This is a genomic window from Candidatus Accumulibacter vicinus (genome assembly GCF_000584955.1).
In the GTDB taxonomy this organism is placed as follows: Bacteria; Pseudomonadota; Gammaproteobacteria; order Burkholderiales; family Rhodocyclaceae; genus Accumulibacter; species Accumulibacter vicinus.
On sequence record NZ_JDSS02000037.1, the window covers coordinates 160,994 to 174,827 of the forward strand.

Here is a 13,834-nt window from a genome sequence, read left to right on the forward strand (position 1 = left end):
ACGGGCACGGCAGATTGCGAGTTGGCTCTTCATATGTTTCGGACTGTTTGCACCAACGCTACGACAAAAATCATGTCATTCGATTGGCGCGGCCCGATTGACTCCGCTTACCGCAGCATAGATTGAGCGCCAGTTTTCCGCGATGAAATCCCTAACCAAGACATCAGTTGGCTGATCAGTAATAATAATATGCAAGCCGTATCGAGACGCCAAATCCCGATACCTTCGCACGGCGCCTTCGATCACATCGAGCGGGTATTCAGGCTTTCTTTGATAAATCATCCCTGGGTCATTCAATAGAACTATTATAATTTCAGGTCTTGGTGTTATCTGTGCGAGCCATTGACGCAATCGGAGGTTGTTTCTGATCGGAATATTTCGAAAACCCGTCAACAAATCCAAGAAATCTCGATCGTGCAAAACGATTCGGCGCAACAACCGGTGTGGCAGCACCAGGCGTAAGAAACGCGCCCAGGTCTCAATCCAAGTACCAAAATAATAGAAATAACGCTTGACATACCCTTTCCATTTCTTGGTCAGAGATGATTTGTCGAGCGATACTGGGCCGGCTTGTATCTGATCGAAGTCGAGTGGGTTTGCGCCAAAATATTCAAGCAACCTCGACGTTGGGAAGATCGATCGATCCCAGGGCCCCATATATGCCGTACGGACGACGAATCCGATATCCCGTAGTTGCTCTTGCATTTCGCTGATAAAACTGCTCTTGCCAACGCCATCCACGCCGATCACTGCTATCGAGATACCGAAATCCCTTCGCCAGGGACGCAAAATAATCCACTCCATTCGTCGAATGAAGTCACGGATGAATCTACGGTACTGTGTTTCTTTCAGTAAAACTGAACGCACGCCTGAAACCCATGCCGAATCAGACATGAGAGTTATCGCATCACCTGCAGATAAGGCGTTGAAATTATCCACAAACGATACTAAATTAATATGTGACCTGACATCTGCAACGATGGTCGGATCATCCAGCGCTGCCCTTACCCGATCGAAGTATCGTTCCGGTAATGTTTGTTTTGTAAGGATTGTATGTGTCAGCACATGCAGCAGCCAAGCACTCTCGCTTGGGATTCTCACCCCATTGGGTGAGACCCTGATCCCCTGTTCAAACCAATTGCTATCGACAGTGATGACACCTCCACTAACCACCTCAAAATGGATGTCAATCTTGTTAAGTTGTCCCTGCTCGATGTAAGCAAAGCAAGCTTTTTCAGGTTCATGTAGCCAATCATGGAGACATCCCCAACCCAGACTCAACAGAGTGACAAAAGCTTGTTTTCTCTGGTTTTTTTTGATATAGATATCAATCTCAATTGCGTCGAGAAAGTTGTCCGGGGAGGCGCGCATCAATACCCATGTAACTCCCGCACACTCGAGCGCATTGAGTGCAGTCGAATATAAATTAGCTCTGATCAATCACAGCCTCCAAGGACCCTTTAGTGCATAAAAAACTGCGCAAAAAAAATGTAAGCGGTCTCGGATAAGTTCTCCGACAATCACAGGGCTGAATTCCTCCTCGGCTCGCTGCTGGAATGTCGGAAGACTTTTCTAGGACCGCTTACTTAAGGAAACGCTGATTAATTCACTTCAATCCCGAGCTTGCGAGCCTGCCGCGCGTTGCAAGCGCGCCGAACGTGTCCGTTTATGAACAAAGGTATCACCTGCGAAAGCATCAAGGATGGAGAGCAGATCTGTGTCCCTCAAGCTCGCGGGATGCATATGTCAACAACACTATTAAATACCCTCTCACAAGCCCCTCCGTCGCAATCGACCAAGGCCGAATCAATTCTCTGAAGATATTTTGATTCAGGCAAGCATCGGTTAGCAAGCACGTGTCCGAGTTCCATCACGACGTCCGACTCCTTCGTCACCACCGGTCCAAAACCATCGCGCGGGTAGGAGAAATATCCTTCCCTCAGACCGTGGTCATGATGAAAAAATCTTTCCGCGTCGAACTGATAATAAATGATTGGGCGTCGAAGATAGGCTAGTTCGAAAGCAACTGTTGAATAATCCGTGATTAAAGCACAGGCTCTTGCGAAGACATCTTGAATTCGCATATCCTTCTTCGTTATTATGGAAATATCTGCAGGGATCCCAAAGGCAGCGAGGAAAGAAACTGCACCAGGATGCGGCATGAATACCAACCGCTTGCCATACGATCGCGCAAAATCCTGAAGCCGTTTATTTTTCAACAGACTTCCCCAGGATTGCACATACTCCGATTTTTCGATCTCCGCGTAGGATGTCGAGGTTAACCCCGCTGCAGCGATCTTCGCCAATCGTGACCGCCAAGTCGGCATGATGACTATCCAATTAACTTCTTCTGGCCTTAACTGGCTGGCCAGCCTGAGCAGGTTGTCGTGTCGCGGCAATCCTGTCCGCCGCACCTCCCGATCGCAAAATACATATGGCGAACCATCGGAGGCGACGGCTTCATACTCCATCGGTGTTGTTGCAAGCATCCTGTCAAAAGGTTGTTTGTTAAGCCAATGTGAGCGGTCCTTGTCATGCACGCCATGCGTCAGATAGGTGAATCGAAAACACATCAAGTCGCCATAAAGCTCCGGATCAAGAGCCCCGTGGACCAGATTCGCATGGGAAGATAAAATATGGTCGGAATTGAGTATCAACAAGTTGCGAAGAATGCCTTTGGGCATCAATCTGAAACCCTCTCTCCGAAGTCGCTCCCAGTCGTGTGACGAACGCTCCATCAAAAACCATGAGTTAATCTCAGGGTGGCTGCGAAAAACCCATCGATACAAATGCTCTGCGTTATCGTCGGCTTCCTCTTCGCCGTCAACAAACACCCATGCGTTGGCGAATCGCCTGCGCACGATGGCAGTTCTTGCCAGCCACCTCACGACCATTGCCATTGCGCCTCGTACACTGAACGGTAATGCCTTAACCACATTCCTGAATGGTGGATAGACAATCCGTGCATCATCAAGCAGCGATTTCATGCCTTCGTCGCGAGACTGGCTGCGTCGCGCCGACGCCTGGCTCAATACCGTGATGGGAGTGATTTGACCTTCAATCACGGCTTCGATCGAGCGCCCTTTGGCCGCGGGAAGCCAAACGATGCGCTCATAGAATAGAGTCCGGCGAAAGAAGTTGCAGCTGCGGAACTTGGCGTAGGTACCGTGGACCCGCTCCCCGTCGACCGAAAACCGCTCGCTGCTGGATGGACGAGGAACGCAATAGCTCAGTCGCACCAGTCCCTGATCGTGGTCGTATCCAGTGATGGCCACTGGCGAAGCAGATTCGCCATCCTTGTAGGAAAGCAATGCCTGTCGAACGATGAACTCGGTATGGGTCCGCACGGGAAGCGACTTGATGGCATCCCTATTGATAAGCATCATCGCGCGTTGAACCAATGCGTGAAACTCTTCCGCAGCTGACGGGGTGACTGACATCGTAGGCGACCTCTCATGGGTCTCCATCTCGAAGTAATGCCACAGGAATTGCAGTGCGGTATCCTGCACTGAGTTTGGCGCTTGGCCCATACCACGGGCAGCATCCTCGAGTGGGCTGCATACCGAATCAACTACGAGCCGTCCGTAGGTGGTTGGGTCTCTCCAGTCAATATTCACCATCATTTGAGGGCTTGGGTAATTTCCGCAAAACACCGTACCGGACTCAGGGCCAGCAAAACAAGCCGCGGCGGTAGTTGTTCGGGATCTTGAGTCCCGGAAATCGCCTTGAAAGACAAAGTCGAATGCGTACGCTCGCAACCTCGCATCAGGTCGAAAGCGCGGCGCATGTCGCGTAAGGTCTCCTGCAACAGTAGGCGGATCCCCACCAAGTACCCCCCCACCGCACCAGCAGGCACATGGCGACCTAGCAGGGGGGGCATTAGCATACCCTTGGCCATTGGGGATCGTTGCAAGCCCAGATCACGCATGGCAATCATGGCCCCAGCCACGGCGACAAGCGGAGGTTCCGGCATAAGCCGTGCCATTTCGCCCAGAGGCAACAAAGCAGGCATTCTGAAGTCAGACACGACGACTGAGGCCCCTTGGAAACCATCCCTTTACCATAGCAAGCAAGTGTCTTTCCGGTCCATCTGGCGCCCCGGCGATTGTCCACAGCAGCAAGATCGTCGATGCAAATACGATCATGCCTGTCGGTATGGCTTTGAAAAGCAACCAGCTCGCCGACGCGGCAGAAACCTCCAGATCGGTTTGCATGAACTGCCAGGCCAGTATCAACGCCATGATCGCTGAGGCAATCACAGGTCGCCATGCCACCGCCAGTCGATCCCTGAAGCCAACCTTCAAGAGCTGCCTGGTCATTAGAATCCCCGCGGGAATAACCAGCACTTGTGCGCCGACGATTGCCCATGCAATTTCGACCAGTTGGTAACCAAGCGCGTATAAAGTGAACATGGCTGGAAGTAGAAAAAGCACCTCTGCTGCCTTCAAAGCCGCGCCCCAATGCGGCTTTCCAAGAACGTTGAACACCGAGGTATTGGTTGCCTGGAAAATGGTCAAAATTCCGTACAAGCCGAGCACCTGTATCAGTGGAACCGCTGGAATCCATTTCGGGCCTAATAGCAGCTTTACGATGGGGTCAGCAAGCATGACCATTCCCACGCCTGCAGGCAGGGTGATCATGAGGATCGACCCTTGTACCATCATAAACGAATTTGCCAACATCTGGCGATCATGCGCAACCGCGGCATACCCTGGAAAAACCGCCCGCATAATCGGGAACATTAGCTCCGTCGTTGGCAAGGTCGAGATGTCACGTGCTACACGGTACAATCCTAGGGCATTCGCACCGAGAAAGCGTCCGATGATGAAGTCCGGGCCACGATCAATCGCGTAATCGATGATGCCTTTGAGCAGGATCCAACGAGAGAAGACCAGCAGCCCCCTGGCTTCTGACAAATCGAATCGCGGTCGATAAGAATGAAGGGCATAGCTTAGGAAGACGCCAGTGATACGGGATGCGGCAATTCCTAACACCAGAGCCCAATAAGTATTCAGTAGATAAGCAAATGACAAACCAACGACAAAAGAACTGATCTTTTTCCAGAACATCAGTTGAAAGTCATCGCCGAATCGGAAATTCTTGCGGAAGTCAATCACTCCGATATTTTCAAAACCCTGGACCAGCGCTATCGCCGCAAGCGCCAGCATGATTGATTGCAATCTCGGCTCGTTGAAAAAAATCGCGGCAGGAATGGCTAGCGCTGCCAGGGCAATCGCAGTAAATACGCCATAGCCAACCGACATGCTCCACGCGCTATCGTAATGCGCACGGCTAGCCTGGCGGTTTCGGATTAGCGCGATATCGAAGCCGAATTGGCCCCCAATTTCAATCACGCCGAATACCGTCATTGCCATTGCAACTACTCCGAAATCATCAGGCGACAGCAAACGGGCAAGGACAAACATCGAGACCAGACCGATTCCCCGGTCGATCAGGCGCATCCCAACCATCCAGAGTGCGCCGATCGTGACGTGTTTCCCTATCTGGACCATCAGCAGGATCGCCTCAAGCTGGCTGGCGAGAGCTTTCTGCAGCGGGCGAAATCCACTCGTAAGCGCTTGCCGCCAAATGTTTCCGTAATCTGATGTCGACGGGTCCCTGGAATGCTGGATGTCTTTGACACGGATTGCTGAGCGACTTTCTGGTCAGGACTTACCCAATGGGTAACTTGACTCGAATACTGAACCCTGGGGTTCTTCCTCAGCGTGGATGCCTGATCAGAATCATCACCCCAATACCTTCGTGGATGTTTCATTGGTGTGTGCTCCCGCCAACCGGAGGATCGGTGTGAACATCCGCCGGTACCTCATCACCCTCCGGCGCTGGCGTGCCGCGTTGATCTGTGGGGGATTCTGGGGTTGGCGGCTTGACATTCGGCTTAATGTCGGATGGATTACCCCCAAGCGAACGGTATTGTTCTCGAAGCACCCTTGAATTGGGACTATACTCCAGTCCAGACTGAACCAGCTGTTTTGCTTCAGCATTATTTCCTGACCGAATCAGAAACCCTGCCCAAGCTGAATATGCCGGCCAATAATCGGGCCTTAGTGCTCTTGCCCTGGCAAACGATGTGTTGGCATCTTTGAAGCGGGCAAGAAGCAGTTCCACCTCTCCCTTCCGTGTAAAAATCTCCGGGAGCAGAACAAAATCTTTCTCATGCGCTCGGACAGCTCCGATCACAAACTCATAATCATTAATGACCGTCCCCAGGAGGAACCTTCTTTCTTGTGATGAGGTATTACTGCGGAGAGCGCGCTGGAAATTTATCTGCCCCCAGCAATAATGATGAATACTCGGGAAACCCGGACCTAGTCGCGCCTCCCACTGTTTTCTTTCCGGAGCCATGTTTTTTGGGAAGAGTTGGGCGTAGGGGCAGTAGGGCGGGATGAGTGCCATCTCCTGCTCGGTGATGACCCCAGAGGGGACTGAGGCGACAGGCGAAACGCCCATCAGGCCCAAGGCCAGCGCCAAGAATCGCAGGATGACCACCGCGGAGCATCTTCCCGGTCTCATGTAGCTAGCCATTTCTCTCTCCTATCATTTTGACATCTCGGCTGTACGATTGGTCAAACAAGCGCCACTCGACCGGGTGGCAACCGACCGGTGGGTGGATTTCCTGGGCGACCACACCGGTGGCCAGGATCGTGGTTCGTTGTCAAAGAAACGGTATGCCCCATCGCCCCCGCTCAAGCACGCTCCAGGAATGCTCGCCGTCGGTCTCGCGGCGAGCGTCGCCAACCCGTTGATTGCTTGCTTGTTCCGTCGCCGGTCACCCAGATCAATGTACTACTCGAAGAATGTCCGGTCATTCATTATTCTGCACGCCCATGTACCCATCTCGCAGCAGACCGGATTGCATTTCTGGTATTGGACGCCAGCTTATTTTTCAATGTATAAACAGCCAACGACGTTGGCGATGACGCAATCGCCTGGTATTGCTGGATGTATTGTCGCTTCAGTACCGAAAGGTCGTAGTGCTCAAGCACGATTTTCCTGCCGCGTTGCCCCAGAGCTGCCAAGGTTGACCGGTCGGTATCCCGAAGGGCCTTGGTCAGTGCGCCCGACTTGCTCACGTCGATAAAGATTCCTTCCTTGACAATGGCGCGCTGATTTTTGTGATTGGTGCAGATTACGGGCAAACCCATTGACATAGCCTCAATATAGACAATTCCAAAGGTCTCAAAAACGGAACCCAAGGTAAAAACATTGGCGGCTGCATACACCATAGGCAAATCATCATGCTGGACCTTCGTAAAGATGATTCTCTCCCCCATCAAGCGCTTGCCAAGGGCCTTGATCTCGGCCGTGTCCTTGGTTTCCTGGCCGACGATCAACAGATACGCATCCTTGATGGCCGCGACCTCCCTGACCACATAATCCATGCGTTTATGCTGATAGGCGACGGCACCGACGCTGATCACTACAAATGCATCCTGCGGAATGTCATGCTGCGCACGAAAATCGGAGACCACTCCAGGATGAAACAAGTTGACATCCACACCATGTGGTATCAGAAACGACTTGCCTTTGGCACTATAAGACAAATTCAGTTCGGTGTGTTCCTGAACGAAATCGCAGCGCGGCAGGTCTCTGGCAGGTATTGCGCCGCCGTTGGAAAACAGGATCTTCGGCGTAGACCTGAACAAATGGCGATTATCATAAATGATGTTGCACACTTCACGTTCCAGGCAATGAATGACATCAAACGCCCCTTCTAGTAAGGGTTTAAGCGCGGCATAAGCAAAAGTTTCGCCCTCTATCCGGCAGCGCTCTCCTTCGGCAATTGCCGCTGCCCACTTGGGAGACGCCACGACGTGGAGGTAATCAAGACATCCGGCATTGCGCGGAATGTTGTCAATCACCCACTCCCTTGGCGCAGGCTCGCCTCCACCCTTGAAGAGAGTCACGTCTACCGAATCTCCCAAAAGCGTGAAGAGATCGCGTGCAAATACTTCATGTCCACGATAGACATTGCCCAATCCGGAGCATAACAGTGCAACTTTCATTCTTCATTTCGCCTTGCGAAAAGTCTCGACCGGCACAGATCACCCATGCAATATCTTTATGGTTACTTGTGGCTAAACAAAGATCCTGCAAAGGTGCTGATGAGCACTTTCCATCCCTTTGCATGGGTCATGTCAATACGCAGCGCCGTCAGTGCAGCCTGCCGGGCACGGATCAAGTTACCGGCAGTAAGGTGGACACACGCGAACTCGCTCCAGGTATTTGCCAAGGCACGATCCACATCTGCCTTGCGTGCGCTGCTGCCGTCTGGCGAGCGGTATCCCCAGCGCGCCAAGGCACGGCTGATCACCAGACCACGATGGTTCTCCTGGACAATTGACCTTGTAATACTCGTGGGGTGCATTCGATACAGTGCATACGGGAATGCCACATGCAGAATCTGGGTCACGCGGGAGATGCGCAACCAAAGATCATAGTCTTCACCAATCCGCAGGCTCTGATCAAACTGGCCCACTTCAGAGAAAACCGATCGATGCACCAACACGGTCGATGTCCACACCGCACAATCAAGTAACAACTGAGGATAGATCCAGCCGCTCACGCCAAACCAGCGCCGGCGGTCACCCGAGCGACTTTGCAATGCCGCCAGGAAGGCGGGTTCCGGCGAAGGTTCAGTGCTGGTCCAAAACTCGAAGGCAGTGTGACACATGCGCGCGCCGGGTACGGCGCTTAGTGTATCCCACTGTGCCTGCAGCTTGCCCGGCAGCCATATGTCATCAGCATCAAGGAAGGCGATCCAGTCACCCTGTGCGCATGCGATGCCATGGTTGCGCGCGACCGCAATGCCCTGATTGCGCTGCTGCACCAGCCTGACCTCGGGAAAACTGGCACAAATGAGCTCGGCCGAGCGATCGGAGGAGCCATCATCGACCACCACGACTTCGAGATTTGGCCAGTTTTGCGCCAATACGGAGGAAATCGCGGAAACAATGTATCGTTCTGCGTTATAGCAGGGAATGATGACAGAAATCTTGGGGGTCGTTGACATCGGTTTGCATGGACGTGTTAAGCAACGGCACGGAATATCTGGACAGGACCCCAGATCAATTCATCATGACTGGATGCGCCTTGCTTCTCTCCCATCATGGACACGCCATCTGTCCCGATCGAAGTTGCTCATTCTGCCACAAGTTCCTGATCAGTCTTGCGCCGAAGCGAAGTCGGGTTTTGTCCCAGGGGGTAAAGCGGGGCAGCTGCATGAGGTCGCACCGGAAATCGGCGACTCCCCATGCTGTCGTGACGGCGGCGTCAAAGCCCAGGCCGCGAACGACCTCGGCATCTCCGGCACGATAATCGATATTGGGTTTTCCGTTGGGGTAGGCAAACAAGCTGACGCGTTCCTGCAACAGCGACTCCAGGAACTGCTTGCTGTCGAGAATCTCGCTACGCACTTCCTCCGGCTTCAGACGGGCAAGAATCGGGTGTGTGACGGTATGCGCGCCAATCAGCATGCCGGCACGGCGCATGGCCCTCACCTGCTCCGAGGTCAGCATCAGATCATTCGGCAACCTGACCCCGGCGACTGCAGCAACGTAATCGACCGTCCTGCGACGTTCCGCAGGCTCCCGATACTTGACCGCATTGAGGATGCTCATGATCGCCTGACGAATAGTGACAGCCGAATTCAGTTCGTGCACTCCCAGGCCCTCTTCAGAAAGATCCAGCCGCGGTTTGCCGCAATGGCTGACTGCCTCGATCACCGTGTCGTTCCACATCCGTCCACCATCAAGAAAGCCTGTCGCCATGAAGAAGGTTGCTGTCAGCCCATGATCTCTGAGGATCGGCATCGCGACCGTGAAATTATCCGCATATCCGTCATCGAAGGTGATGCAGGCTGCGCGCGCGGGCAAGGTACGGTCAATCAGTCGAGCAATCGCCTGGTCAAGAGGCAGGACATTGAACGACTCCTTGAGCCAGGTCATCGTGCGTGTAAAATCATTCGCATCGATGTCCCAGGTACGAATGGCATCCCGATGCGCAAGAACACGATGAAAGATCAGGACCGAGAGTCGTCCACGAACCCCTGCCGGGGATAGTGCATGGGCGAGAGTTTTTATGATCATGTCAATTAATTCGCTGCCGGATGGGGTGCAATGGCAGAGGTGGTGGGTTTTCCCGAACCAAAAGCGCCGACCTTCTCCTGGTGCCATCCCCCCTCTCTGATCCAGCGATCAGCCACGACAAGAACCACCAGAATGTTGTAAGGCAAGTCAAAATAGGCCAGTTGGAGGAACGCGCCACCCGCCAGATAGCCGACCATGGAGACCTGACACATGCCGGCAAGATGATAAGTCCATGCCATCTCCGGCCGATCCTTAGTCTGCCGGCGTATTCGGGCTGCGCAACGAAAAGTCAGCCACCATAACAACAGGAACAGGAACAGGCCACCATAGCCATGCTCACCAAGCATCGAGAAGTAGATGCTGTGTGCCACGGGCGTTCCGACACTTTCCGCAGGAGCATATACCGCATAATTCATGGGGGTATAGAGATCAAAGCCGCCGCCCAGCAGGCGGTGATTGGCAACGTTTGCGCAGAACCGCCAAGCACCCAGTCGGGATTGCGCAGAGTTATCCTGTTGATAGGTCTCTATTGTCCGCATCCGTTGTTCCCACGAACTGGGCATGAAAGCAATCAAACCGGCGGCGATGACAGCAATGACCACTCCATTCAAAACTTTTCTCTCGGACCGATACCACAGCACCAGCCCCATCGCAGAGATCGCCAGGAATGCCCCTCTCGACTGTGATCCCAACGCGGAGAGCGTGCACAGCAACATCAGCGCCAGCAAACCGAGGCGGAAAACGAGGCGGGTTGTGACCATCCGCAGGTAGTTGATCAGCGGGATGGTCATGATCACCGCCACGGCCAGGGCGTTGTTTTCCTCAATAAAGCTGCCTGGAGGTCCCCATACTTTGGAGCCCCCCCCGGTGAGAATGGTAAAGATGCCGCCCTTGAGCCCATAGTAACCAATCGAGAGAACAATGATCCAGATGAACATCTCGATGTGTTTGCGTGTTTGCAGGGCAATCAGGGCGACAACAGTCATGATCTGGATCTTCATGACCTTATTGAGCTGGGTTGCGGAAGCTACTGGATCAATGGCGAAGACCGTCGTCAAACACATCCACATGACCAGGAGCAGGAGGACGATGACCGGAGGAGTCCACGGCATGCGCAGCTTGTCGCGTGTGATGACCAGCGAGAGTAACGCAGCACCGGCAGCCACGGCGGCAATCGGTGCAGTGTGGATAAAGCCAAAGGCCAATCTGTGGGGGTTCATGAGGCTGATCCAGGTCCACAGAATCACGGCGATCCAGGTATGAGCGATTGCAAAAGGCAGGACCGCGATGATGATGCCCAGTATCAGCAGGTCACGCATCCGTGACTTTCTCAACGCCCACAAGGGGTTTCACATGGCTGACGACGTAACGGAACTTCCCGGATGCTTCGCTGGCAATTTCACGGACCTTTTCGATGCGCACATCCACGTTTCTGCCCAGACGCGCCTTGAAATCGCGCACGATACGATCCTCCGACACCTGGTCAAAAGCCGATCCGGTAACAACCTTGACGATCGTTTGATCGATGGACACCTGCTCGATCCTGAAACGCTCGACACCAGGCAGGTCACGAACCGTATAAATCAGCGCGAGCCCGTGCATCACGGTACCATCCTGGGCGATCACAAAGTCTGTGGTGCGCCCCTGTACCTCTTCCAGAACAGGCAGGTTGCGGCCGCAGGGGCAGATCCTGTCACTCAGGACACCGATATCGCCGGTGCGGTAGCGGACAAAAGGGAAATCGGCTGTCGCCAGGTGCGTGACAACGATTTCGCCGGGCTGCCCGCGCCCTACATGCCTGCCATCCGGACCCACGGTTTCGATCACGATGTCCTCGGCACTGATGTGCAGGCTACCGGAAGGACACTGGTGCGCAATGAATCCAGCATCGCGGGCACCGTAACCGTTGGCCACCGGACAGGCAAATACTTCGCTGATCAGGGTGCGTTGCTCGTCGTAGAGTTTCTCGGAAGTCACAAATGCGACACGGATACCCAGCCTGCTCATTTCCAAGTGTTTCTGCTGGGCATGGCGGGCAATCAGAGAAAGGCTCGAGGGGTAACCGAAAAGCATTGTCGGACGCCGGGCTCGGATGGTATCCACAAAGCGATCGAGATTCGTCGCTGACATTTCAAAGGCCGGCAACAAATGGCTTCTCATCAGCCCGTCGCGCAGACGTCGAATACGGTCCTGCGCACCCAGTTCGATCGGGCTGCCCCAGACCACCAGTTCGCTATCGCCGATGTCAACGTCCCACCAGCGTGTGGCGCGCCACTTGGCAGCCACGTCGTGGCTCTTCCGCCCCCGGCCCATATAGAAGATCAGCGGCTCACCGGAAGAACCACCGGTATTGTAGCGCGTCAGCGGACCGTGACTGTCTGCCTTGAGTCGGTCGACGTTAACGCGAATGTCGTGTTTGTTCAGCAACGGCAAGGCGGACAAGTCATCGATGCTGCGCACCGACCTCGGGTCGAAACCAAGGCGCCGGAACAAATCCCGGTAGTAGGGAACGCGCAGCCCAATGTCCGCCAGGAAGTCGCGCAGACGACCCGTGCGATAGTCAACCAGTCGATCCGCTGACCACCACTGGCTTTCCTCGAGCCTCTTGCGCACAGCCACCGAATCGTGCCCCTTGAGACGCTCATGCAAGGGAAAGAGGAGATTTGAACACATGGCGGTATACAAGTTCACGACTCTCTCCTCGCGGCCACCCGACGACAGGAGGCGCCTGGCCGTTGCGTTCGCACCTGTAAACGGATGTCCCTCATTGTCGCTTGCACCTGTCCGGCCTTCGCTCTATCCCGAAAGGCCGCTTGTAACATCCGCACCATTTCCGCTCCCTAGCGGGTTGGCCCAGAAATCGAACTCGCAAACCAAAGATTCCCGGCTCAACCATGTCCGCCATCCTGTTCTTCAGTGCTCTAGCTGTCAGCGACTCAGGCCCGGCTTGCGCAGCGTGACCATGATCCAGCCCCGGAGAAAGCGCAGGATCTCGAAGCGGCTGATCAATTTCTCGTAGCATGTGCCCAGGAAGAACAGGGCACCATTGAACATCAAGTAGTTGGGGTATTGGCTAAGGTACTCGAAGTTCTCTACAGTGAACCCAGCCGAAGTCGCCAGATGTTCCACATCGGTACGTGTGTTGGTCCGATAGGCGGTCGGAAAAGTGTCCTCTTCCGCTCTTCCTTCCACCTGCTTGACGATCCTGCTGTGGAAGCGGTTGGGGACCAGGCGCGCAACCAGCGTACCGTAATCCCACATGTTGGCGGTCAGGAACACCACCGCGCCTCCTGGGCGCAAGACGCGCGAGAACTCCTTGTACACCGCCGCGGGGTCTGTCAGATGTTCGAAAACGCTGCGTGACATGATGAGGTCCACGCTGGCGTCGGGCAACGGCATGTCCGACAGGTCCGCATTATAGGTCTCGATCCCAGGAGGAACGTCGCTAAAGCTGACCAATTCGATCCCGATCAGACGGCGGGCACGTCCAAGATACTTTCTCAGGACCGGGACGGTACGCCCACAACCTGCGTCGAGCAGTACGGAATCCGGAGTCAGTAGTTGCGTGACGCGCTCTTCGTACAAACGATAGGGATGAGGGCTATTGGCGTAGCATTTCCGCAGCAGTGCTTCGGAAAGAGCAGTCATGGCAAATCTCCATTAGTACGGATCACAGGGGTCAACTTACTCTTCGCTGCACCGACCCGCCGGTAAGCGTCCAGCCA

11 protein-coding genes are annotated in these 13,834 nt (G+C 54.2%); all 11 read right to left on the reverse strand.

Annotated elements, in window-relative coordinates; genetic code table 11:
* Positions 1-75 precede the first annotated feature (75 nt).
* The 11 genes from CAPSK01_RS16565 to CAPSK01_RS16610 all read right to left on the reverse strand — a co-directional run bounded on the left by CAPSK01_RS16565 (position 76) and on the right by CAPSK01_RS16610 (position 13,757).
* Positions 76-1,440, reverse strand: a complete 1,365-nt coding sequence (locus CAPSK01_RS16565; RefSeq protein ID WP_273703882.1) for a hypothetical protein — start codon at positions 1,438-1,440, stop codon at positions 76-78.
* A 284-nt stretch (positions 1,441-1,724) separates the two neighbouring features.
* A complete protein-coding gene (locus tag CAPSK01_RS16570; protein ID WP_273703883.1) occupies positions 1,725-3,440 on the reverse strand; it encodes a CDP-glycerol glycerophosphotransferase family protein in 1,716 nt (571 codons plus the stop codon).
* Between the two features lie 579 nt (positions 3,441-4,019).
* Positions 4,020-5,513 carry a lipopolysaccharide biosynthesis protein gene (locus CAPSK01_RS16580; RefSeq protein ID WP_273703884.1) on the reverse strand — a complete coding sequence of 498 codons (1,494 nt, stop codon included), beginning with the start codon at positions 5,511-5,513 and terminating at the stop codon, positions 4,020-4,022.
* A 259-nt stretch (positions 5,514-5,772) separates the two neighbouring features.
* The gene (locus CAPSK01_RS23480; protein ID WP_273703885.1) at positions 5,773-6,546 is read right to left on the reverse strand and encodes a tetratricopeptide repeat protein; all 774 of its coding nucleotides are present in this window, start codon (positions 6,544-6,546) and stop codon (positions 5,773-5,775) included.
* A gap of 12 nt (positions 6,547-6,558) precedes the next feature.
* Positions 6,559-6,804 carry a transposase DNA-binding-containing protein gene (locus CAPSK01_RS23485; RefSeq protein ID WP_337958614.1) on the reverse strand — a complete coding sequence of 82 codons (246 nt, stop codon included), beginning with the start codon at positions 6,802-6,804 and terminating at the stop codon, positions 6,559-6,561.
* Positions 6,805-6,833: 29 nt separating this feature from the next.
* On the reverse strand, positions 6,834-8,027 hold the full coding sequence (locus CAPSK01_RS16585) for a glycosyltransferase family 4 protein (protein ID WP_273703886.1): 1,194 nt from the start codon (positions 8,025-8,027) through the stop codon (positions 6,834-6,836).
* A 62-nt stretch (positions 8,028-8,089) separates the two neighbouring features.
* Positions 8,090-9,034, reverse strand: a complete 945-nt coding sequence (locus tag CAPSK01_RS16590; RefSeq protein ID WP_273703887.1) for a glycosyltransferase — start codon at positions 9,032-9,034, stop codon at positions 8,090-8,092.
* A gap of 94 nt (positions 9,035-9,128) precedes the next feature.
* Positions 9,129-10,109 (reverse strand): polysaccharide deacetylase family protein, encoded by a 981-nt coding sequence (locus CAPSK01_RS16595; protein WP_034929177.1) that lies wholly within the window; start codon positions 10,107-10,109, stop codon positions 9,129-9,131.
* 5 nt (positions 10,110-10,114) lie between these two features.
* Complete coding sequence (locus CAPSK01_RS16600; RefSeq protein ID WP_034929180.1) at positions 10,115-11,428, reverse strand: putative O-glycosylation ligase, exosortase A system-associated; 1,314 nt, start codon at positions 11,426-11,428, stop codon at positions 10,115-10,117.
* Positions 11,421-12,800 carry an AMP-binding protein gene (locus tag CAPSK01_RS16605; RefSeq protein WP_273703888.1) on the reverse strand — a complete coding sequence of 460 codons (1,380 nt, stop codon included), beginning with the start codon at positions 12,798-12,800 and terminating at the stop codon, positions 11,421-11,423. The genes CAPSK01_RS16600 and CAPSK01_RS16605 overlap by 8 nt, the downstream gene beginning before the upstream one ends.
* A gap of 237 nt (positions 12,801-13,037) precedes the next feature.
* The gene (locus CAPSK01_RS16610; RefSeq protein WP_034929182.1) at positions 13,038-13,757 is read right to left on the reverse strand and encodes a class I SAM-dependent methyltransferase; all 720 of its coding nucleotides are present in this window, start codon (positions 13,755-13,757) and stop codon (positions 13,038-13,040) included.
* Between the last annotated feature and the right edge of the window lie 77 nt (positions 13,758-13,834).

Bases quoted from the DNA above. Each gene is read 5' to 3' on its own strand.
- CAPSK01_RS16570 (WP_273703883.1), bottom strand. From the start codon at position 3,440: ATGTCAGTCACCCCGTCAGCTGCGGAAGAGTTTCACGCATTGGTTCAA.
- CAPSK01_RS16580 (WP_273703884.1), bottom strand. From the start codon at position 5,513: ATGGTCCAGATAGGGAAACACGTCACGATCGGCGCACTCTGGATGGTT.
- CAPSK01_RS23480 (WP_273703885.1), bottom strand. From the start codon at position 6,546: ATGGCTAGCTACATGAGACCGGGAAGATGCTCCGCGGTGGTCATCCTG.
- CAPSK01_RS16585 (WP_273703886.1), bottom strand. From the start codon at position 8,027: ATGAAAGTTGCACTGTTATGCTCCGGATTGGGCAATGTCTATCGTGGA.
- CAPSK01_RS16590 (WP_273703887.1), bottom strand. From the start codon at position 9,034: ATGTCAACGACCCCCAAGATTTCTGTCATCATTCCCTGCTATAACGCA.
- CAPSK01_RS16595 (WP_034929177.1), bottom strand. From the start codon at position 10,109: ATGATCATAAAAACTCTCGCCCATGCACTATCCCCGGCAGGGGTTCGT.
- CAPSK01_RS16600 (WP_034929180.1), bottom strand. From the start codon at position 11,428: ATGCGTGACCTGCTGATACTGGGCATCATCATCGCGGTCCTGCCTTTT.
- CAPSK01_RS16610 (WP_034929182.1), bottom strand. From the start codon at position 13,757: ATGACTGCTCTTTCCGAAGCACTGCTGCGGAAATGCTACGCCAATAGC.